Annotated in this window: 19 protein-coding genes and 1 pseudogene; 13 read left to right on the forward strand and 7 right to left on the reverse strand. The window is 71.7% G+C overall.

Features of this window, described 5'->3' with window-relative positions; translation table 11 throughout:
• Positions 1 to 215: 215 nt before the first annotated feature.
• Positions 216 to 707, reverse strand: coding sequence for a DUF3145 domain-containing protein (locus AB0F81_RS42085; RefSeq protein ID WP_360207867.1), 492 nt, complete (start codon positions 705 to 707; stop codon positions 216 to 218).
• Positions 708 to 951: 244 nt separating this feature from the next.
• Between AB0F81_RS42085 and AB0F81_RS42090 the strand changes: the two genes are divergently transcribed.
• The gene (locus tag AB0F81_RS42090) at positions 952 to 1,281 is read left to right on the forward strand and encodes a hypothetical protein (protein ID WP_360207870.1); all 330 of its coding nucleotides are present in this window, start codon (positions 952 to 954) and stop codon (positions 1,279 to 1,281) included.
• 69 nt (positions 1,282 to 1,350) lie between these two features.
• Here AB0F81_RS42090 and AB0F81_RS42095 read toward each other — a convergent pair whose 3' ends face one another.
• On the reverse strand, positions 1,351 to 1,959 hold the full coding sequence (locus tag AB0F81_RS42095; protein WP_360207872.1) for a carbonic anhydrase: 609 nt from the start codon (positions 1,957 to 1,959) through the stop codon (positions 1,351 to 1,353).
• A gap of 170 nt (positions 1,960 to 2,129) precedes the next feature.
• On the opposite strand from AB0F81_RS42095, the gene AB0F81_RS42100 reads away from it, so the two are divergent.
• Both AB0F81_RS42100 and AB0F81_RS42105 read left to right on the forward strand, forming a co-directional pair.
• The gene (locus tag AB0F81_RS42100) at positions 2,130 to 3,095 is read left to right on the forward strand and encodes an alpha/beta hydrolase (RefSeq protein ID WP_360207875.1); all 966 of its coding nucleotides are present in this window, start codon (positions 2,130 to 2,132) and stop codon (positions 3,093 to 3,095) included.
• A 320-nt stretch (positions 3,096 to 3,415) separates the two neighbouring features.
• Positions 3,416 to 5,539: an AAA family ATPase gene (locus AB0F81_RS42105; RefSeq protein WP_360207877.1), complete on the forward strand. Its 2,124-nt coding sequence runs from the start codon at positions 3,416 to 3,418 to the stop codon at positions 5,537 to 5,539.
• Positions 5,540 to 5,542: 3 nt separating this feature from the next.
• Here AB0F81_RS42105 and AB0F81_RS42110 read toward each other — a convergent pair whose 3' ends face one another.
• Positions 5,543 to 6,424 (reverse strand): superoxide dismutase, encoded by an 882-nt coding sequence (locus tag AB0F81_RS42110; RefSeq protein WP_360207880.1) that lies wholly within the window; start codon positions 6,422 to 6,424, stop codon positions 5,543 to 5,545.
• Between the two features lie 181 nt (positions 6,425 to 6,605).
• On the opposite strand from AB0F81_RS42110, the gene AB0F81_RS42115 reads away from it, so the two are divergent.
• From AB0F81_RS42115 to AB0F81_RS42130, 4 genes are all read left to right on the forward strand, one after another.
• On the forward strand, positions 6,606 to 7,520 hold the full coding sequence (locus AB0F81_RS42115) for a cation diffusion facilitator family transporter (protein ID WP_360207883.1): 915 nt from the start codon (positions 6,606 to 6,608) through the stop codon (positions 7,518 to 7,520).
• Between the two features lie 41 nt (positions 7,521 to 7,561).
• Positions 7,562 to 7,870, forward strand: coding sequence for a hypothetical protein (locus AB0F81_RS42120; protein WP_360207886.1), 309 nt, complete (start codon positions 7,562 to 7,564; stop codon positions 7,868 to 7,870).
• 64 nt (positions 7,871 to 7,934) lie between these two features.
• A complete protein-coding gene (locus AB0F81_RS42125; protein WP_360207889.1) occupies positions 7,935 to 8,867 on the forward strand; it encodes a PfkB family carbohydrate kinase in 933 nt (310 codons plus the stop codon).
• A 26-nt stretch (positions 8,868 to 8,893) separates the two neighbouring features.
• Positions 8,894 to 9,730, forward strand: coding sequence for a 5'/3'-nucleotidase SurE (locus tag AB0F81_RS42130; protein WP_360207891.1), 837 nt, complete (start codon positions 8,894 to 8,896; stop codon positions 9,728 to 9,730).
• 11 nt (positions 9,731 to 9,741) lie between these two features.
• On the opposite strand, the gene AB0F81_RS42135 is transcribed toward AB0F81_RS42130, so the two are convergent.
• On the reverse strand, positions 9,742 to 10,092 hold the full coding sequence (locus AB0F81_RS42135) for an STAS domain-containing protein (RefSeq protein WP_360207894.1): 351 nt from the start codon (positions 10,090 to 10,092) through the stop codon (positions 9,742 to 9,744).
• Between the two features lie 290 nt (positions 10,093 to 10,382).
• Here AB0F81_RS42135 and AB0F81_RS42140 point away from each other — a divergent pair, with 290 nt between their 5' ends.
• From AB0F81_RS42140 to AB0F81_RS42160, 5 genes are all read left to right on the forward strand, one after another.
• Positions 10,383 to 10,820, forward strand: coding sequence for a hypothetical protein (locus AB0F81_RS42140; RefSeq protein WP_360207896.1), 438 nt, complete (start codon positions 10,383 to 10,385; stop codon positions 10,818 to 10,820).
• Positions 10,821 to 10,880: 60 nt separating this feature from the next.
• Complete coding sequence (locus AB0F81_RS42145) at positions 10,881 to 11,459, forward strand: YdeI/OmpD-associated family protein (RefSeq protein WP_360207899.1); 579 nt, start codon at positions 10,881 to 10,883, stop codon at positions 11,457 to 11,459.
• A gap of 83 nt (positions 11,460 to 11,542) precedes the next feature.
• Positions 11,543 to 12,988 carry a serine/threonine-protein kinase gene (locus AB0F81_RS42150; RefSeq protein ID WP_360207901.1) on the forward strand — a complete coding sequence of 482 codons (1,446 nt, stop codon included), beginning with the start codon at positions 11,543 to 11,545 and terminating at the stop codon, positions 12,986 to 12,988.
• 36 nt (positions 12,989 to 13,024) lie between these two features.
• Entirely contained in the window at positions 13,025 to 13,885 is an 861-nt protein-coding gene (locus AB0F81_RS42155; RefSeq protein WP_360207904.1) for a MerR family transcriptional regulator, read from the forward strand.
• Positions 13,886 to 13,967: 82 nt separating this feature from the next.
• Positions 13,968 to 14,597: a hypothetical protein gene (locus AB0F81_RS42160; RefSeq protein WP_360207907.1), complete on the forward strand. Its 630-nt coding sequence runs from the start codon at positions 13,968 to 13,970 to the stop codon at positions 14,595 to 14,597.
• A 40-nt stretch (positions 14,598 to 14,637) separates the two neighbouring features.
• Here AB0F81_RS42160 and AB0F81_RS42165 read toward each other — a convergent pair whose 3' ends face one another.
• From AB0F81_RS42165 to AB0F81_RS42175, 3 genes are all read right to left on the reverse strand, one after another.
• On the reverse strand, positions 14,638 to 16,419 hold the full coding sequence (locus AB0F81_RS42165; protein WP_360207910.1) for a 5'-nucleotidase C-terminal domain-containing protein: 1,782 nt from the start codon (positions 16,417 to 16,419) through the stop codon (positions 14,638 to 14,640).
• A gap of 79 nt (positions 16,420 to 16,498) precedes the next feature.
• A complete protein-coding gene (argS, locus tag AB0F81_RS42170) occupies positions 16,499 to 18,133 on the reverse strand; it encodes an arginine--tRNA ligase (protein WP_360207912.1) in 1,635 nt (544 codons plus the stop codon).
• Between the two features lie 178 nt (positions 18,134 to 18,311).
• On the reverse strand, positions 18,312 to 19,535 hold the full coding sequence (locus tag AB0F81_RS42175) for an MFS transporter (RefSeq protein ID WP_360207914.1): 1,224 nt from the start codon (positions 19,533 to 19,535) through the stop codon (positions 18,312 to 18,314).
• 216 nt (positions 19,536 to 19,751) lie between these two features.
• Between AB0F81_RS42175 and AB0F81_RS42180 the strand changes: the two are divergent.
• Positions 19,752 to 20,579, forward strand: a pseudogene (locus AB0F81_RS42180) (dihydroxyacetone kinase subunit DhaK); the annotation flags it as partial.
• Positions 20,580 to 20,970 lie beyond the last annotated feature (391 nt).

Genomic DNA, 20,970 nt, shown 5'->3' on the forward strand with positions numbered 1-20,970 from the left:
GCCGGATCGGCGCTCACCGACGGCGCCGCGCTCATCGACGGCGCCGACGGCGCCGGCGCCGCGGTGGTCGCGGCGGGTGCCTCCGGCGCGGGCTCGTCGTTTCCACAGGCGCCGTTCACCAACAGCAGAGGTACGACAAAAGCCACGCGCAGGAGGTTTTTCACGTCCGCCATCGAATCAGCTCAGGACAACCGTCGCCACTCGATCGGGCAGCTTCAGCCCACCCGGGTCAGAAGCGTCACCGGTGCACCGTCGCCGGCGTACCGGTACGGCTCCAGTTCGGCGTCCCAGGCGGTGCCGAGCGCCTTGTCCAGCGCGTGGGCCAGTGCCTCGGGCGCCCGGACCGAGGACATGATGGCGCGCAGCCGGTCCTCGCCGATCTGGATGTCCCCCGACGCGCCCATGACTCCGTGAAAGAGGCCACGCCCGGGGACGTGCATGAAACGCTCCCCGTCGACGCCCGCGCTGGGCTCCTCGGTGACCTCGAAACGGATCATGGGCCACTGCCGGAGGGCAGCAGCCAGCTCGGCGCCAGTACCGGCCCGACCGGTCCAGCTGCACTCGGCTCGGCGCATGCTCGGATCGACCGGTTGCACGGTCCATTGCAGGTTGACCGGCGCGGTCAGGACGCGCGCGATCGCCCACTCGACATGCTGGCACACGGCGAGTGGGGTCGAGTGGACGTATACGACGCCACACGTTGGCACGGTGACCTCCCGGAGACCGAGGTGCGTCTTCCCCTACGACCTCGACCGCGGTTGATCGTGTCCCATGATGCCGGGTGGTACGGATGGTGCGCCAGAGAATCCGCAACATCGACTATGGGATCCGCCGTCGTGGCATACCCTGTGCAACGGCCTTACCTGCTCCGACGGCACGGTCCACCGGCTGTCGTGTAGAGTTGCTACGGCCTTTTTTCTGCTTTTCTGCTTTCCTCCAAGGAGTACCGCCGTGGCGAGCAACACCTCAAAGACCGCCCGCGCATCAGTCCGCGCCGGCCAGGCGGGCGCTGGCGGCGCCCTCAGCGTGCTCGGTGAGTACAAGTACCTCATCCCGCTCGCCAACGGCCGCTACGCCTACGTGCGCAACCTGACCAACGGCAAGACCACCCACCTCGCGACCGACTCCGACGCCTTCGTCGAGGAGGTCCGGGTGCTGGCCGCCGCCGGTCACGGTGCCAAGATCCGCGCCGAGCTCAACGCCCTGCACAGCGTGAGCCCGGAGCACGGCTGGGACGCCACCGAGAAGCGCCTCGTCGACGCGGGCGTGTTCGAGGGCTGATCAAGCCGCAGGACGCGAAGGCGCCTCCCGGTCGATGACCGGGAGGCGCCTTTTTGCTGTTGGTGAAGATCAGGACAGGAATTCCACCCAGCCACTGTCCAGGTCATAGATGGCGCCCTCGACCCGCAGCGTCCCGGCCCCGATCGGCGCGGCCAGGCTGTCGACCACGCGCAGCCGCTCGACGGTCCGCAGCACGTGCGCCCGTACCGCCTTCTCCGCCGCCTCCGGGTCGTCCAGCCCCACCTCGTGCACCGCCGGGGCCAGCTGGTCCACCAGATAGCCCACTTCGCCCTCGGACGGCGTGCCGGCACGCAGCGCGTCGACGGTGGCGTGCACGGCCCCGCAGCGCTTGTGCCCGACCACCAGGATCAGCGAGACGCCCAGTTTCGCCACCGCGAAACCGACCGAGCCGACCAGCGAGCGATCCAGCACATGGGCGCCGGAACGCCCCACGCAGATCGAGCCGAAGGACTGGTCGAAGATCGCCTCCAGCGGCACCCGCGAGTCGATGCAGCCCAGAACCAGCGAGTGCGGCTGCTGACCGCCGGCCGTAGCGGCCGCCTGAGTCACGTCGTGGCCGTATCGCGGGTTGCCGTAGACGAACCGCTTGTTGCCCGTGATGAGCTTGCTCAAGGCGTCGGCGGGGCTAATGACCTGGGCATCTCGGATGGCCGTCATGGGGAAGATTTTCGCCGGTGGAGCCCGGCAGAAAAGTGTTTGCGAGGTAACTCACTGTGCCGCGCACAAGAGCCGAAAGTCCTACGGGCAAGTGTGGCGGTCTCGGAGATCGCGAGTGATGCTTATTACCCGTGGGTACTGCGGGGGCCGTGAGCCGCACGGAGGTGCCCATGTCTGAGTGTTCGGAGATCACCCTCGCCGACGGCGTCCGGGTGCACGTCGAGGTGTCCGGCCCGGCCGACGCGCCGGTGACCGTGGTGCTGTTGCACGGGTGGTGCCTGGACCGGCGGATCTGGCGGCACCAGGTGGCCGCGCTCACTGGCATGGGCCGCAAGGCGCCGCGGGTGATCGCCTACGACACCCGGGGCCACGGGCGCTCCGGCGCCACCCGGCTGCGCTCGGCCACCCTCGACCAGCTCGGCGACGACCTGGCCGAGGTGATCAGCCGGTTCGCGCCGTCCGGGCCGGTGGTCCTCGCCGGGCACTCGATGGGCGGCATGACGATCATGGAGTACGCCCACCGCCACCCCGACGACTTCGCCGCCCGGGTGGCCGGCCTGCTCCTCGTCTCGACCACCGCCGAAGGGCACACCCACACCCGGTACGGGCTGCCCCCGCACCTGGCGACCGTGCTGCGGGCCGGGGAGACCCTCGGCGCCGGCCTGCTCGCCCGCTCCGGCGCCTGGTGCCCGCACCGGGCCGTGCTGCCCGCCCTGCGCCCGGCGCTGCGCTGGCTGCTCTTCGGCGACGACTGCTCGACCGACGCGCTGCGGCTCACCATGCGCAGCCTGGGCCGGGCCCCGCTGCGCTCGATCGGCGGCTTCCGCGAGTCGGTCGGCGCCCAGCAGCGCCTGGACACGCTCGCCGCGCTGGCCGACGTACCGGCGGCGGTGCTGGCCGGCGACCGGGACCGGCTGACCCCGCCGGCCTGCGCCGAGTCGATCGCCCACGCGCTGCCCGGCGCCGAGCTGGAGATCTTCCCGGGCGCCGGGCACATGCTGCCGCTGGAGCGGCCGGAGGAGGTCTCGGCGGCCCTGACCGGGATCGTGCGGCGGGTCGCCCGCCAGGCGAAGCGGGAGCGGCAGCGGGCGGCCCGGCAGATGTCCGGCGCCACCGGCGAGCGCAGGGCCGCCTGAAGGTCAGCCCGGCGGTCGCGCTGGGGCGCCGGCAGACGCGCCGGCCGCGGACGTTGCCCGTACCCCTGGGGCTCGTTGGTCGAACGCCTGCGGCGTTTCGCCGGAAACGCACACCTCGCCGTGCTCCGGCGACGATCCTGGGAAGTTCGGGCGAAAGGACCGGGGGGAGGTGCGTTCGACGCTGGTAGCCCCGGAGGAGTAAGTTCGATTGCCCCCTCGCGCAAGCGCGTGATGGCGCGCAGGGAAACAGCGGATCCCACATTGCCGCCGCGCATGCGGCGCAAGCGCTGGTGGTGCGCAGGAAAGGGAGAACGACCGACTTGAGCGACGCCACCGTCCTTCAGCAGGAGATCGCGGTCGAGCAGCAGCACGTGGACCGGGTGTACGCCCGTCTCGCCGAGCTGCGCCAGGACGCGTCCCGGGCCGAGAAGGAGGGCTACCGCCTGGCCGGCGTGGGCACCTTCGGCGCCCTGGTCGAGCGCGACGCGATGGTCTACCACGCGGCGCGCCGGCGGCACGCCCTGGACACCGAGTACGAAGGGCTGGTCTTCGGCCGGCTCGACCTGGCCACCGGCGCCACCCACTACGTGGGCCGGATGGGCATCCGCGACGAGGACTCCAAGCCGCTCGTGGTGGACTGGCGGGCGCCCGCCGCCGCCGCGTTCTACCGGGCCACCGCGGCCGAGCCGCTCGGCGTGGTCCGCCGCCGGATGATCCAGTCCAGCCGGGAGCGGGTCATCGGGATCGAGGACGACCTGCTCGACCCGGACGCCGCCCCCGCCGACATGCGGATCGTCGGCGACGGCGCGCTGCTGGCCAGCCTGGCGAAGGCGACCGGCCGGGGCATGCGCGACATCGTCGCCACCATCCAGCGTGAGCAGGACGAGGCGATCCGCTCCCCCGCCTCCGGGGTGACGATCGTGACCGGCGGCCCCGGCACCGGCAAGACGGCGGTGGCGCTGCACCGCGCGGCGTACCTGCTGTACTCGGACCGCAGCCGGTTCGCCGGCGGCGGCATCCTGGTGGTCGGCCCGTCCGGCGTCTTCGTGGAATACATCGCGACCGTGCTGCCCTCGCTCGGCGAGGAGACCGCGACGCTGCGCTCGCTCGGCTCGCTGGTGCCCGGCTACGACGCGACCCGGGTCGACCCGGGTGACGTCGCCGCGATCAAGGGCTCGCTGCGGATGCGCCGGGTGCTGGAACGCGCCTCGCACGACGCGGTGCCGGGCGCCCCGACCGAGTTGCGCCTGCTCTACCGCGGGACGCTGCTGCGGCTCGGCGCCGCCGAACTGGACCAGCTGCGGCGCAAGGCGCTGCCGCGCGGCGCCCGCCGCAACGAGGTCCGCGGGCACGGCTTCGACCGGGTCTTCGACGCGCTCTGGGCGCAGGCCCGCGAGCACAAGGTGACCGGGCTGCCGGAGAAGCGCGAGTTCGAGTCGGAGCTGGCCGACCGGACCGACTTCCGGGAGTTCCTGAAGGCCTGGTGGCCGCGGTTCACCCCGATGCGGGTGCTGCGCTGGCTCGCCGACCCGAAACGGCTGCGGGCGTACGCGAACGGGGTGCTCTCCCGGGACGAGATCGCCACCCTGCAGGGTTCGTTCGACGCGCTGGCCGAGCACGGCCCGACGATCGCCGACGTGGCGCTGCTGGACGAGCTGGACGAGCTGATGGGCCGGCCGCGGCAGCCGCAGAAGAAGAGCAAGAACCCGTTCCACGTGCGGGACGGGATCCAGGAGGTCAGCACGTACGCGGACCGGCAGGCGGCGGCCCGCGCCCAGCAGGTGCAGCGCGAGGAGGACTACCGCGAGTACGCGCACGTGGTGGTCGACGAGTCGCAGGACGTGTCGCCGATGCAGTGGCGGATGATCGGCCGGCGCGGGTCGTACGCGTCCTGGACGATCGTCGGCGACCCGGCGCAGACCGCCTGGTCCGGCGACCCGGCCGAGCTGGACCGCGCCCGGGACCGGGCGCTGGGCTCGCGCAAGCGCAACAGCTACGCGCTGACCACCAACTACCGCAACTCGTCGGAGATCTTCGAGGTGGCGGCGAAGGTGATCCGGACGATCATGCCGGACCTGCCGCTGCCGTCGGCGGTGCGCAGCACCGGCGTGGCGCCGGGCGATGTGGTGACGGCGGCAGCCGCGCTGCCGGAGGCGGTGCGGGAGCTGACCGAGAAGCAGCTCACCGAGGTGGACGGCACGATCGGCGTGATCATGCCGGTGCCGCGGCACGACGAGGTGGCCGGCTGGGTGGCCGGGCTGCCGGAGCGGGTCCAGGTGGTCACCGTGCTGGAGGCCAAGGGCATGGAGTACGACGCGGTGGTCCTGGTCGAGCCGGCGCAGATCGCGACGGACGACGCCGGGGTCCGCACCCTGTACGTGGCCCTGTCCCGCGCGACGCAGCGGCTGACCACGGTGGGCACGAACCCCGGCTGGTTGCCCTAGGGCCTAGGGAATCGGCACGGCGACCGCGTTGTACGTGGTCTCCGGCGTGGGCGGCGTGGTGAAGCGGGCGTTCGGCAGGTAGAAGCGCTTGCCGTACTCGGCGATCGTGGTCGGCACGTCGAAGCGCGGGTCGCCGGTGCGGGACACCACCGTGCCGGCGGTCCCCCTCCGGTTCAGCTCGATCTTGGCGATGACGTTGAGCCGGTTCTGGACCGCGTAGAGGGTCCTGCCGCGCAGCCAGATGCCGTCACCGTTGGTCAGCAGCTCGGCGCCCAGGTCGATCCGGCTGGTCTCCCCGGACCGGGTCACCCGGAACAGGTATCCGGTGTTGGACTGCACGATGATCAGCGCCCGGCGGTCGGGCGTGGTGGTGATGCCGTTGGCGTTCGTGGCGCCCGGCGTGACCACCAGGTCGCCGGTGAGCGGCACCGCGACCGCCGCCGCGGGCAGCTTGCCGTGCCGGCCGAGCGGCAGCTTGAACAGGGTCGCGCTGCGCGAGTCGGTGAACCACGCGGCGTCCCGGGTGACGATCACGTCGTTGATGAACGGCCCGTCGGCGGCCGGCCGCAACTGGTAGGTCTTCAGCAGCGTGCCGGACCGCAGGTCGTAGACGCGGGCGTCACCGCCGCCACCGCCGGCCACGAAGAGCCGGCCGTCGGCGATCTTCATGCCGAGGGACTGGGTGCCGGGGCCCTCGGCGAAGGTCCGGCCGGTTCCCGTGCGCAGGTCGACGCGGTAGATGTCGCCGTCGACGCGGGAGCCGAAGTAGGCGTACGGCCGTTCCCCGATGGCGATCCCCTCGGGCTGGAAACCGCTCGGCAGGGTGATTGTGCTGGGTAGTGGGCTGGTCTGGGCCGCAGCGGCGGGCTGGGCGGCTACGGTCACCGCCAGAGTGGCACAGAGAAGAGCGTTCGCAAGGGTACGCCGAAGCACGAGACTTCCTTTCCGATGCGTAACGGGTCGACTTGGATTCCAACGCGTGGGAGCGTGCGGCACAACCGATTGCATATATAGCGATGTACGCATACATTGGCGACGGCCCTCGCGACGACGGAAGGTGGACGACATGGGAGCCGGTCACGACCACGGCACCCGGGCACTGCACGGCGGGGCCCGGCACCGCAAGCACCTCTGGTGGGCGGCCGGCCTGCTGACCGCCTTCATGATCGTCGAGGCGGTGGCGGCCGGGCTCACCGGCTCGCTCGCCCTGCTCTCCGACGCCGGGCACATGTTCACCGACGTGCTCGCCATCGCCATGACGCTCGCCGCGATCACCGCCGCAGGCCGGGCCGGCACCGACTCCGGGCGCACCTTCGGCCTCTACCGCCTGGAGGTGCTGGCCGCCCTGGCCAACGCCGTGCTGCTCGCCGGCGTGGCGGGATTCGTGCTGGTCCAGGCGGTGCGCCGGTTCACCGACCCGCCGGAGGTGCCGGCCGGGTGGATGCTGGCGGTGGCGATCGGCGGCCTGGTGGCCAACCTGGTCGCCTTCCGGCTGCTGCAGTCCGGCGCGAAGGAGAACATCGCGGTCCGCGGGGCCTATCTGGAGGTGCTCGGCGACCTGCTGGGCTCGGTCGGGGTCATCGTGGCCGCGCTGGTCATCTGGCTCACCGGCTGGGCGTACGCGGACCCGATCGTCGCCGTCGTGGTGGCCCTGATGATTCTGCCCCGCACGTTCACGCTCGGCCGCTCCGCGGTCCGGATCCTGGTCCAGGCGGCGCCCGAGCACGTCGACGTCACCGCCGTGCGTGCCCGCCTGGCCTCGGTGCCGGGCGTCTGCGACGTCCACGACCTGCACGTCTGGACCCTGACCTCGGGCATGGACGTGGCCTCGGCCCACCTGAAACTGGACGCGGCGGCCGAGCTCGGCGCGGTGCTGACGGTGGCCCGCGAGGCGCTGCACGAGGACTTCGCGATCGATCACGCCACCCTGCAGGTGGAGCCGGCCGGCGGCGGCCGGCACTGTTCACCCACCGGCTGGTGAGGGTATGGCGATCATCACACTCGGCGGTGGAAGATCGACCCATGTCGACGGTCATCCATCAGCCGAGGGTCGCCTGGGACGGCGCCCGGGCCTTCGTGCGCGCGGCCACCGGGCCGCGGTTCAGCGCCTTCGCCGATGAGGTCCACGACCTCCTCGGCCCGGAGATCTGCTCCGCCTTCATCGAGACCCGTGACCAGCTGCTGACCGAGTCCGCCCGCACCGGCGGCGACCGGCGGGCGTTCGACCTCGAGGCCGGCCGGTGGCGGGTGCGCCTGGAGGAGCTGCTGCGGTCACGGCCGGAATTGTCCGGCGCGGTCCAGGATCTGACCTCCCGGGGATTCGAGTCATAGAGCGGGACATCTGTTCTTTTTGCGATATGCCACGCCGGATGCGCAAAAAGATGACAATTCGAGCATGAGTGACGGCCGGGTCATGGTCTTCGCGCCGGCGCCCCAGCTGACGGTGACCATCGAACAACATCACGAAGAGCCCGAACTGCACGTGCACCCGGGTGGCCAGGGCATCTGGCAGACCCGGATGATCACGTCGCTCGGCGCACAGGTGACACTTTGCGCGGCCGCCGGGGGCGAGGTCGGCCGCGTCCTGAGCCCCCTGCTCCAGCTGCCCGGGGTGACGCTGCGGCTGGTCATGCGCGAGCACGGCAGCGGGTGGTATGTGCACGATCGCCGCGGCGGCACCCGCCAGGAGATCGCCGAGCGCCCGGGTACGCCGCTGTCCCGGCACGAGCTCGACGAGCTCTACAACCTGACGCTCGCCGAGGGCCTGCGTGCCGGGATCGCCATCCTGAGCGGCCCGGCGCACCCGTCGGTGATCAAGCCCGAGGTGTACGGCCGGCTCGCCACCGACCTGCGCGCCAACGGCTGCAAGGTGATCGCCGACCTGTGCAGCCGGCACCTGAAGGCGGTGCTGCAGGCCGGCATCTCGGTGCTGAAGATCAGCCACGAGGAGCTGATCGCCGACGGGACAGCGCCCGACGGCTCCACCGGGTCGCTGGTCAAGGCGCTGCTCAAGCTGCACGACGACGGGGCCGAGACGGTTCTGGTCTCCCGGGCCGACGAGGGTGCGCTGGCGCTGATCGAGGGTGAGGTCTACGGCGTCGCGCTCCCCCGGCTCACCCCGGCCGAGCACCGCGGCGCCGGCGACTCGATGACCGCCGGGGTCGCCGCGACCCTGGCCCACGGCGGCCCGATGGAGGAGGCGGTCCGGACCGGAGCGGCCGCCGGCGCGCTGAACGTCACCCGGCACGGCCTCGGCACCGGGCACGTGGACGCCGTCCGGGTCCTCACCGAACGGGTCGAGTTGACCCCGATGAAGAAGGCATCATGAGCGGCGTACCGGGCAACGATTCACCCATGCGAATCCTCATCACTAACGACGACGGCATCGAGGCGCCGGGCATCCGTTGGCTGGCGCGGGCGGTCGCACACGCCGGGTACGACGTGGTGGTGGCCGCTCCGCTGAGCGAGTCGAGCGGTAGCAGCGCCTCGATGACCGCGGTCATGCAGGACGGCAAGATCTGCTTCGAGGAGCGGGAACTGCCCGGGGCCAAGAACATCCCGGCGTACGGGGTGGCCGCCTCACCGGCGTACATCGTGCTGCTGGCGCTGCGGGAGGCCTTCGGCCCGGAACCGGACATCGTGCTCTCCGGGATCAACCGGGGCGCCAACGCCGGCGCCGCGGTGGTGCACTCCGGCACCGTGGGCGCCACGCTGACCGCCTCGCACGCCGGCCTCTACGGGCTGGCCGTCTCCCTGGACGTGCTCACCCCGGCGGCGGCCTCCGCGGCGAGCGGCGGCGCCGCCATCGCGGCCCTCGACCGGATCGACGACGAGCAGCACCACTGGGCCAGCGGCGCCGAGTTCGCGGTGCGCCTGCTGCCCTCGCTGCTGCACACCCCGCCCGGGACGGTCTTCAACCTGAATGTGCCGGACCTGCACGTGGACGGGATCCGCGGCCTGCGGCAGGCGTCGCTCGCCCGGTTCGGCCAGGTGCAGATGAGCATCGCCGAAGCGGGTGACGGCTACGTCCGGACCGCCGTGCAGGCCGCCGAGGAGACCCTGGACCCGGGCAGCGACCTGGCCGCCCTCGCGGAGAACTTCGCCGTGATCACCCCGATCCGGGCGCCGCACGAGGACACCGACGTAAGGATCAACGTCGAGGCGATCCGGGTGCAGAGCCCGGCTTTCTGAGCCGCGGGATGTCAGGCGCCGGCGGTGGTCACCGCTTCCTCAAACGGTTGCGGGTTGCCGAAGAGGCCCAGCAGGCCGGTGACCCAGAGCTGGCGATGCGCGAAGCGGCTGGGCCGGGTCACGATCAGCTTGACGCCGCTGACCGCGGCGAGCTGGAAGGCCGCCACGAGGGCGCTGATGCCGACCGAGTCGATGAAGGTCACGTGCCGCATGTTGAGCTCGATCCGCCCGGGCCCGCCCTCGGCCAGCTGAGCGGCCACCGCTTCACGAATCTCGTACGCGTTCTCGACATCGATCTCGCCTCGCGGCGAGACCTCAACCGCGCCGTCGGCCAGCGTCGACGTCGTTATCGACAGCGTCACGCCTCTTCCCTCCACCCGCCCGGCATCTCCGGGCGTTGTTCCTGCGTTCGCGGGCCGCCTCCAGCCTGCCTGAGCAGGGCGGAAGGACTACCCCCGGAAGGTTCGGTGAAACTGCCCGAAAGGTTAGGCACCGAACCTGTTAGTCACCTGAGTGGCCCGTGTGAACGTGGTCAACAGTACTGCGCGACGTCAAATCGTTTCTGAACCGTGATGGCGTCCACACCGGAGTTTGCCCACGCCCCGTCCGGGGAAATGCGGCCTGGAGGGGCCACCGCAGGAGGTAACCGACGATGTTCTCGAGCAGGAAAAATCGTGCCGAGCGGACCGCCAGTCAAGCGTGGGAGTACCTCTCCGCGGCCATGACGACCGCGGGCGAGAACGCCCGGGAGGCCGGGAAGCACACCGCGGACACGGCTACCGGCACCGCCACCAGAATCGGCCGGAAGGCGAGCCGGAAAAGCCGGAAGCTGGCCGACAAGGCCGGTGATCGTGTGAGCTATGTCACGGACGAGGCGTGGCACCGCGCCAACGCCGCGGCCAACGCCCTCGCCGGGCGCAAACCGGACCGCCCGTGGGGACTCATCCTCACCATCGGGCTGGCCGGCATCGCACTCGGCTGGATCGCGGCCGGCACGGCCCGGGCCGCGGTGGAGCGGCAGGCCGAGAACGAGGAACTGGAACTGGCCGAGACGGCGGTCGTGGTCACGCCGACCTACGACGAGACCTGAGTCCGCCGTACGCCACCGCTGGGCGGGCCCGGGCTCGCCCAGCGGCTCTAGTCTTGATCGATGGCCGAACCCCTGTTCTTCCCGGACGCGGCGGCACTGCGCGCCTGGTTCGAGGAGCACCACGAGACCGCCCCGGAACTCTTCCTCGGCTACTGGAAGAAAGGCACCGGCGAGCGGTCCGTCACCCACACCGAGGCGATCGAGCAGGCTCTCTGCTTCGGGTGGATCGACAGCATCGGCCGGCGCATCGACGATCGCCGCTACCAGGTGCGATTCACGCCACGCCGCAAGGGCAGCGTGTGGAGCACGGTCAATATCGCGAAGATCGCCGAGCTGACCGAGCGCGGGCTGATGCACCCGGCCGGGCTGCGGGCCTTCGAGCAGCGACGGCCGGACCGGGTCGCCACCTATTCCTACGAACAGCCGGCCGGCGCCGAGCTGGACGAGGCGCAGACCACTCGGCTGCGGGAGAACACCGCTGCCTGGGCGTGGTTTCGCACACAGTCCGCGTCGTATCGGCGAGCGGCTGTGCACTGGGTGGTCAGCGCCAAACGCGCGGACACCCGGGAACGCAGGCTCAGCCGCCTGATCGAGGACTCCGCGGCCGGCCGCAGGGTGCCTCCGCTGACCTCCCGCTGATGGTCCGCGATCTGTACAGTTGAGCGGCATTCGGCTTGCTACCGCGGACCCTGGTTGGGCCGCCCGATCAGATAGGTCCACTGGTGCTCAGTGCGGGAAGCCTCCTGGACAACCGGTACCGGTTGGACGAACGGGTCGCCACCGGCGGGATGGGTGACGTCTGGAAGGGCACCGATGTCGTGCTCGGCCGCGTCGTCGCGGTGAAGGTGCTGCGCACGGCGATGCTGGAGGACCCGGAGTTCGCCACCCGGTTCTACGGCGAGGCCCGGATGATGGCCGCCTTCCGGCACCCCGGTGTCGTCGAGGTCTACGACTACGCCAGCGACGGCGATTACGAGGGCCCGGAGAAGGTCGCCTATCTCGTGATGGCCTTCGTGGAGGGCGAGCCGCTCTCCAACCGGGTCAAGCAGGGCCCGCTCGAGGTCGCCGAGACCATGTCGATCGTGGCGCAGGCGGCCGACGCGCTGCACGCCGCCCACGAGAACGGCATCGTGCACCGCGACGTCAAACCGGGCAACCTGATCGTGAAGCCCACCGGCGCGGTGATCCTGGTCGATTTCGGTGTCGCCCGGTCGAACGCGATGACCAGCGTCACCGGCCTGAACGCGATCGTCGGCACGGCGCTCTACATGGCGCCGGAGCAGGTCGCCAAGGGCAACCTGACCCCGGCCACCGACATCTACGCGCTCGGCGCGGTGGCCTACCACTGCATCGCCGGCCGCCCGCCGTTCGACGGTGAGAACGCTCTGCAGGTCGCGTTGCGGCACCTGGAGGACGAGCCGGACCCGCTGCCCGACCACGTGCCGGGTGAGGTCCGCGAGCTGATCGCGCGGGCCATGGCGAAACAGCCGGCCGACCGGTTCCAGAGCGCGGCCGAGTTCGCCGAGGCCGCCTTCGCCGCCGCCGGCCCACTGGACTGGAAACGGCTCACCGGCACCGCGCTGGTCGCCCCGGTCAGCCCGGCCCGCGTCGGCACCGGCCAGTTCCCGACGACTCCGCTCAGCCCGGCTTCCCCGCCGATGATGCCCGCGCCGCGCAGCGCCCCGCCGCCCGTGCCGGCGCCCGCGGCGCCCACCCGCAGCCAGCCGGCCGGTCAGCGGGCCCTGATGTTCGCGATCCTCGCGCTGTTCGCGGTGGCCGGCAGCCTCGGCCTGATCTTCGCGCTGAAGAACCAGAACAACGAGCCCACCACGAGCAACCCCGGGCAGCAGCAGGCCGAGGTGCAGGAGACGACGCCGGCGCCGGTCCTGAGCGAGGAGGCCGTGCCCTCCAGCGAGCCGACCACCCGCCCGCCCAAGACGCGCAACCAGAGCAGGCGGCCGTCGCCGCGGCCCTCGGCGAGCCCGTCCTCGGCGTCTCCGTCGCCGAGCGCCGAACCGAGCCCGTCGGAGACCACGCCGTCCCCGACCCCGACGACGACGCCGCCGACCACGCAGCCGACCGATCCGGAAGAGACCGAGGAACCGGAGCCGACGACCACCACGACCACTCCGCCCACCGAGGGCGGCGGAGGTGAGGGCACGGCTTGACCCTGACACCGTGTCAGGGAGGACGGTGGAGCGACCATGTTGAGTATCGGAGACTTCGCCGGCCTGGGCCGGGTGTCGGTGCGCATGCTGCGCCATTACGACGCCATCGGCCTGCTCCGCCCCGCCCACGTCGACCCGTTCACCGGCTATCGCTGGTACACCGCCGCCCAGTTGAGCGTCCTCAACCGGGTGCTCGCTCTCAAGGATCTCGGCTTCAGCCTGCACCAGGTGCAGTCGATGATCGACGAGAAGCTGGACATCGGTGAGCTGCGCGGGATGCTGCGGCTGCGGCGGGCCGAACTGGCGGCCCACGTGGAACGCGACACCGCCCGCCTGGCCCTGGTCGACGCGCGTCTCCAGCTGATCGAGACGGAGGGACACATGGACACCGGGGACGTCATTCTGAAGCAGGTCCCGGCGCTGCGGGTCGCGGAGCTGTCCGCAACCGCCGCCGGATACGACCACCCCACCTCCATCACCGAGAACCTGACGCCGCTCTACCCCCGGCTGATGGAGCTGATGGAGCAGGCCGGGGTGGCGATGACCGGATCGCCCATCGCCTACTACCGGCCCGCGCCGACCGGTCCGGACGACGAGACGATCACCGTGCACGCGGCGTTCCCGATCGGCGCCGCCGAGGTGAACGGGGCCGGGTTCGACGTCGTCGAGCTCGAGCCGATCGAGGCGGCGACCGCACTGCACCGGGGCTCGATGTCGGAGGCGTTCCGCACCGAGCAGAAGATCGGCATCTGGATCGAGGAGAACGGTTACCGGCGGTCCGGGCCCGGCTTCGCGCGCGAGGTCTACCTGGACTGCCCGCCCGGTGAGTTCGACAAGTGGGTCACCGAGATGCAGGTGCCCCTGGACGGCACCACAATCGCAACCGGCGGCAACTAATCCTCAACTCGGGGTGTGCGCGGCCGATGGGCTCGGTCGGCACGGCATCGCGACCGTGCCGCTACCCCGGGAAGGTCCGCACATGACAGTCCAGACTCCACAGGAGCCAGGGCACTACCCGACCGCTCCGCCATGGGCGAGCCCGCCGGCTCCGGTCCCGGTGGCGCCGCCCGAGCCGCTGTTCGGTGGCCTCGTCCCGCCGTACGGCGATCCGGAGAACAAGCACGGTCAGCTGCTGGTCCGCTTTCCCGAGGAGGTGCACGCCGCGGCCCGCCCGGAGGCGCCGTCGTGGCGTCCGGTGGTGGTCCTGACGTTCTTCTTCGGCCTGGTCGGCGCGGTGTCAGCGATGCGCCGCGCCGGCAAGGCCCGCCGGTACGGCCGCAACCGCGCCCCGTACTGGCTGGCGTTCGCCGGCACCTACGTGTTCGCGCTGGCGTTCTGGACCGTCCTGGCGGTGAACGTGGCCCTGCCCGCCTACCTGAACTACCGGGAGGGCGCGGTCACGAAGAACCTGCAGAGCGTCATCCTCGACGACGGCCGGGTGGAGAAGGCGCTGCTGGCCGAGGTCTCCGGTGCCGTGTGCGCGCCGGAGGCCGACCGGGGCGCCGACGGGCTGCGTCCCTACCTCTGCACGTTCGACCTGACCGAGGGCGGCAAGACGTCGCTGCACGTGCGGGCCGACGAGCGGGGCAACTGGGAGATCAGCGAGTGAACGAGCCGGCGGGCCGGGGTTTCCGGCCCGCCGGGCCCGCTCAGAACTCGATCGGCACGCCCGCGCGGACGAGCTGCCAGTTCTTCACGAAGAAGTCGGCCGGGTCGATCGCGCCCTTGGCCTGCGCCCAGTCGATCAGCAGCTGGCGGATCTCCTGCTGGGCGTTGTAGACCTGGGTCTTCACGATGCCCGGGAAGCTGCCGCCGCCGGACCGCCGGTAGTTGTTGACCGCCACCACGAAGCGGGCGTCGGCGGCCACGTCGGCGCCACCGAGCTGCAGCCGGGTGATCCGGCTGCCGACCGGCTGGGAGATGTCGATGTCGTAGTCGACCCCGGAGAAGACGTCGTAGTTGTAGTCCGGCACCGCCGGGTCGCTGATCGTCTCCGGGTTCACCGGCGCGCCCGGGGCGAGCGTGACGAAGTACTTCGCCGAGTACTCCAGGTACGCCTTCACCTCGGCGCCGGTCATCACGACCGCTTCCAGGGTGTTGTCGTAGATGTAGAGCCCGGCCACATCCTTGATCTTGACGTCGCCCCGCGGGAACACCGCGGTACGGCTGAACGGCGCCGCGATCGACAGGACGGGCAGGGTGGCGTACTCGGTGCCGGCCAGGGCCGCGGTGACGGTGTCGGTCTGCACCCTGTTGATGTAGTCCAGGATCGGCGTGTCCTCGTACCGGGAGGTGGCCGCGGACAGCGTCTCGGTCGAGGTGGCGACGACCTGGTTCACGTACGCCACGGTCTTCTCGTGCTGCGCGCGCACCGCCGCGAGCACCTTCGGGTCGGCCTCGACCGTGTTGGTGTTCAGCGTCGTCGCCGCCTTGCTGGTGACCATCCAGCGGCCGCGCTCCCGGACCAGGTCGAAGTCCATCCTGGTCAGTCGCTGACCCCACTTCGACGGCTCGGAGAGCAGCACCTGCCGGCCGGTCTTCAGGTTGGTGACGAACCGCTGCGGCACCTCGCGGTGCGCGTGCCCGAACAGGATCGCGTCGATGCCCGGCACCTGCTCGGCGATCAGCGCGGTCGGGTTCTCGTTCGGCAGCTCCGCGCCGTAGCTGGAGGTGCCGCTGTCGCCGCCGTGCGCGGAGATCAGCACGATGTCGGCGCCGCGGGCCCGCATGATCGGCACCCACTTCGCAGCCGACGCGATCATGTCGGTGAACTCGATCCTGCCCTCGACGTTGGCCCGGTCCCAGATCGCCGAGCCCGGGTTGGTCAGGCCCAGGATGCCGACGCGCAGCGCCGGCCCGTGCCGGCCGACCGACACCTTCTTGATGACGTACGGCGTGAACGCCGGCTTGCCGGTCCGGACGCTGATCGCGTTGGCGGCGAGCGCCGGGAACCCGAGCTGACGGATCCACAGGTTGAGCAGCGGCAGGCCGTAGTTGAACTCGTGGTTGCCGAGCGTGATCGCGTCGTAGTGCAGCACGTTCATGGCGCGGGCCATCGGGTGCTTCTCGCCGGTCGCGGTGATCGGCTCCTGCTTGGCGTAGTAGGTGGCCAGCGGGGTGCCCTGGATCGTGTCGCCGGCGTCGAGGACCAGCACCGGGCCGGTCGCCTCGGCCCGCAGCTTGTTCACCAGCGCGGCCAGCTTGGCCACGCCGACGTCGTTGTGGGCGCTGTCGTCGTACTCGGCGTCCTTGTAGTAGTCCCAGTTGTAGACGTTGCCGTGGGTGTCCGACGTGCCCAGCACGGTGAGCCGGTACGTCTGCGGGGCCTGGGGTCCGGCCTGCGCCGCGGCGGGGACGGCAAGCGGCGCGGCGGTGGCCGCGGCCGACGCGGCGAGCACGCTGCGCCGCGAGATGCCGGTGGGAAGCGTCATTGCGAACCTCTCGTGTGCCGAAACCAGCACCCTAACCGCGGTAGCGGCGGCGGTCGATCAACGGACGGCCGCAAGAAGATCAAATTTGCTCCATCGCGCCGATACCCAGCAGAGACATTCCGGTGTGGAGGGTCCGGCCGGTCAGCTCGGCCAGCGCTTTCCGGCCGGCCCGCACGGGCGGGTCCGCCGAGGCCACCGGGCACCGCTCCCAGAACACGCTGAAGGCGGCCGCCAGGTCGTGCAGGTAACCGGCGAGCCGGTGCGGCTCACGGGCGGCCGCAGCCGCCCGCAGCGCGGGCTCGAAACCCAGCACGGCGAGACCGAGAGCGCGCTCCGCCGGGTCGGTGACGGCAATCGGCCCCGGCGGGCCGGCGGCCTTGCGCGACAGCGAGCGGACCCGGGCGTACGCGTACTGCAGGTACGGACCGGTGTTCCCGGTGGAGGCGAGCATCCGGTCCCAGTCGAAGACGTAGTCGGCGCGCCGGTCCCCGGACAGGTCGGCGTATTTGATCGCGGCGACGCCGATCTGCGGGGCCGACGCCCGGGACGCCGCCTCGTCGAGCAGCTCGGCGAGCCGCACCGTGCCGCCGGCCCGGCTCTTGAGCATCTTGCCGTCGGCACCGAGGACCGAGCCGAAGCCGATGTGCTCGGCGCTGACCGTGGCGGGCAGCCAGCCGGCCTCCCGGGCCACCGCGAAGACCATCTGGAAGTGCATCCGCTGCGGGGCGCCGACCACGTAGAGCAGCTCGGTCGCGCCCAGTTCCGTCACCCGGCGGCGAAGGGCGGCGAGGTCGGTCGCGGCGTACCCGAAACCGCCGTCGCCCTTGCGGATGATCAGAGGGAGCGGGCCGCCGTCGCGGCCGGTGAAACCGGCCGGGAACGCGCAGAGCGCGCCGTCGCTCTCGCTCAGCAGGCCCTTCTCCGCCAGCTCGGCGACGAGGCCGGCCAGATCGTCCTGGTACGCGCTCTCGCCGGTGAAGTCGCCCGGTCCGAGGGTCACGCCGAGCCGCTCGTAGACGGAGAGGAACGCCCGCTCGGACTGGTCGACCAGCCGGCGCCACGCCTGCCGGGTCGGTTCGTCGCCGGCCTGCAGCGCCACCACCCGCAGCCGCGCCCGGGTCCGGAACTCCGCGTCGGCGTCGAACCGCGCCCGGGCCGCCCGGTAGAACGCGGTGAGATCGCCGAGCGAGTGCTCCCCCGCCGCGCCGGTCTCGGTCAGGTGCTCGATCAGCATGCCGAACGGCGTGCCCCAGTCGCCGAGATGGTTGACCCGGTGCACGTCGTGGCCCAGCCAGCCGAGGATCCGGGCCAGCGCGTCGCCGATGATCGTCGACCGCAGGTGACCGACGTGCATCTCCTTCGCGGCGTTGGGGCCGGAGTAGTCGAGCACCACCCGCTGCGGCCGGGTCTCCGGCGCGACACCCAGCCGCGGATCGTCCAGCATGGCGTCCAGCGACGCGGTGATCAGCTCGTCGGCGACGGTGAGGTTGAGGAAACCCGGCCCGGAGACGGTGATCCCGGTGAGGTCCGCCTTCGCGGCCACCTCGGCCGCGACCTCCCGGGGCGGGCGGCCGAGTCTGCGCGCCAGCGCCAGCGGCGCGGCGGACTGGAAGTCGGCGAACGGTGACCGCCGGACGGCCGGGTCCACCGGCTCCCCAGCGACCGCCTCCAGGGCGGGTGCGAGCCGGTCGTGCAGCAGTTTCTCGAGATTCACGGTGACCCCATCGACGTGAACGAAGACGGGTCGACCGGCCACGATGCTTCACCGGCGGGAGACGACCCGCCGGTGCAGACATGACTTCAGCGGCGGCCCTCGGGACGCCGGCGTCGCACGCTGAAGTCGAACATGCCGCGACTATAGCCGCCGACCGCCGCGCGTCCGTGTGGTTTTTTCAGTGGGCGATGCGGGACATCTGAGGCCAGAGCGGCACGAGGAAGAGCACGGAACCGGCGAAGGCGACCCAGAACGGGGCGGCGATGCCGTAACCGGCGGCCAGGACACCACCGAAGGCGGAGCCCACCACGAGGCCGCCGTAGACGCAGATGGTGTTGACGCTGTCCACCCGGCCCTGCAGGTGGGAGGGCACGGCACGCTGCCGGACCGTACGCGACGTGGTGCCCCAGACGAACGCGTGCGCGCCGAAGACGAAGAAGGTCGGCAGCGCCACCCACGGTGAGGTGGTCACCGCGAGCACCAGGTGGGTCAGCGTCTCGATGATCAGCCCGATCCGCATCAGGTTGCCGAGGCTGACCCGGGCGGTGAGCCAGCCGTACAGGCCGGTGCCGAGCAGGCCGCCGACGGCGGACACCGTGGTGATCAGACCGAATCCGATCGCGCCGAGACCGAGCTGTTCGCTGGCGTAGAGCACCAGCACGGACCAGGCGGCGCCGAACGTCAGGTTGAAGATCAGGATGGTCAGGCAGAGCGTGCGTACGGCCGGGTGCCGCACCGTCCAGCGCACCCCCTCGGAGATGTCACGCCACACGCCGGACACCGCCCGCTCGGTGCCGGTACGCCCGTGCGGCGGCAACGTCACCCGGGAGACCAGCAGGATCCCGGCACCGACCAGCAACGCCTCGGTGACCAGTGGCCAGACCCGCCCGGCCGCGAAGAGCGCCGCGCCCACCGCCGGGCCGGCGAGCTGGTTGAGGGTGATGAAGCCGGTCTGCAGCCGGGCGTTGGCCACCACCAGGTCGGCACGGTCCACCAGCATCGGGGTGAGCGTCGCCGTGGTGTTGTCGGCGAACACCTGGGCGGTGGCGAGCAGTCCGAGACCGATCAGTGCGGCCGGCACCGGCAGGTGCCCGCTCACCAGCGCGGTGATCATCGTGAGCAGCACCACCGCGCGCAACGCGTTGGCGATCAGCACGATCCGCCGCCGGTCGTGCCGGTCCGAGAGCACGCCGGCGTAGAGGCCGCAGAGCAGCGGCGGGGCCCATCCCAGCAGGGCGGCGAGCGAGATCAGCACCGGATCGCCGGTGAGCGAGGCGATCAGCAGCGGCCCGGCCGCGGCGGCGATGCCGTCACCGAGATTCGTCGACCAGGACGACGCGAGCAACCACCGGAAACCGGTGCCGAGACGAGCGGGAACGATGACCTGGACGAGAGCGCGCACAAGGTGAGCACCCTACGTGGAACCGGGCAGCGGACGGGTGTCGGCACCCACCCGGCTGGGGAAGATGAAAGGGTGCTCATCAACGACCCGGCCGACCTCGTCGGCGAGGCGCTGGACGGACTGACCCGCACCGCCGGCGGAGTCGCCCGGCTGGCCGGGACCACCACCGCGATCCGCAGCGACGTCGCCGCGGCGCGCGCTGCCGGGCTGGTGGCGGTGATCTCCGGCGGCGGCGCCGGCCACGATCCCGCCCACGCCGGATATGTGGGGGCCGGCATGCTGACCGCGGCGGTCTCCGGGGCGGTGTTCGCCGCACCGGATCCGGACGCCATCGTCGATGCGATCCGGGCGTCCGCCGCACCGGCCGGCGCCCTGCTCATCGCCCCGAACCGCCTGTCCGACCGGTTGAACTTCGCGCTGGCCGCGGAGATGGCGCGAACCGAGGGCTTCCCGGTGGCGGTCGTGACGGTCGGTGACGGCCTGGTGCGGACCGGCGAGGGCCGGCCCGGTTTGGCCGGCATCGTGCTGGTGCACAAGGTCGCCGGGGCGGCGGCCGCGAGCGGCAAGCCGCTGGCCGAGGTCGCGGCGCTGGCCCGGCGTGCGGCGGACACGGTCGGCACGATGGGCGTGGCGCTGGGACCGTGCACGGCGACGGTCGCCGGCATCCCCGATCACGGGCTCGCCACCGGACTCGGGCTCGCCACCGCGCCGGACGCCATCGACGCTCCGGGGCTGCCTTTCCCGCGCGGTGAGGCCGAGTGGGCGCCCGGCGCCGACGGCGAGCCGGGCATCGGGCGCGGGCCGATCGGCGAGGCACACCAGGTCGCGGCACGGCTGATCGCGGCGATCATCGAGGATCGCGGGCTCGCGCCCGGTGAGCGGGTGGCGCTGCTGGTCAACGGTCTCGGCGCCACCTCGCCGACCGAGCTGTCCATCATGGCCGGCGGCGCGGTCCAGGCCCTGCGCTCCTGGAACATGACGCCGGTCCGGTCCTGGACCGGCAACTTCCTCACCACGCTGGACATGGCCGGGGTGTCGCTGAGCGTGCTGCCGGTCGACGACGAGTTGCTGGCGGCGCTGGACGCGCCGGCCACCGCGCCGGCCTGGCCGTACACCGTCGCCCCGGCCGAGCCGGGGCTGGTCACCGGCCCGGCACGCGCCGGCACGGCGGTGGGCGAGCTGGGCATCGACCATCCGGTACGGCGTGCGCTCGAAGCCGTCGCCGAGGCGCTCATCTCGGTACGTGACGAGCTCACCGCCCTGGACCGGGAGGCGGGCGACGGCGACCTGGGAGTCAGTCTGGCTCTCGGCGCGGCAGCCGTGCTGGCCGAATGCCCCGGGGGCATCTCCTCGATGACGCAGGGGTCGTCGAGCAGGGAGACGATGTCGTGCCGCTGGACGAAGGCGGTCGCCTCGTCCATCGTCTGCTTGGCCA

Source organism: Actinoplanes sp. NPDC024001, assembly GCF_040638955.1.
Lineage (GTDB): Bacteria > Actinomycetota > Actinomycetes > Mycobacteriales > Micromonosporaceae > Actinoplanes.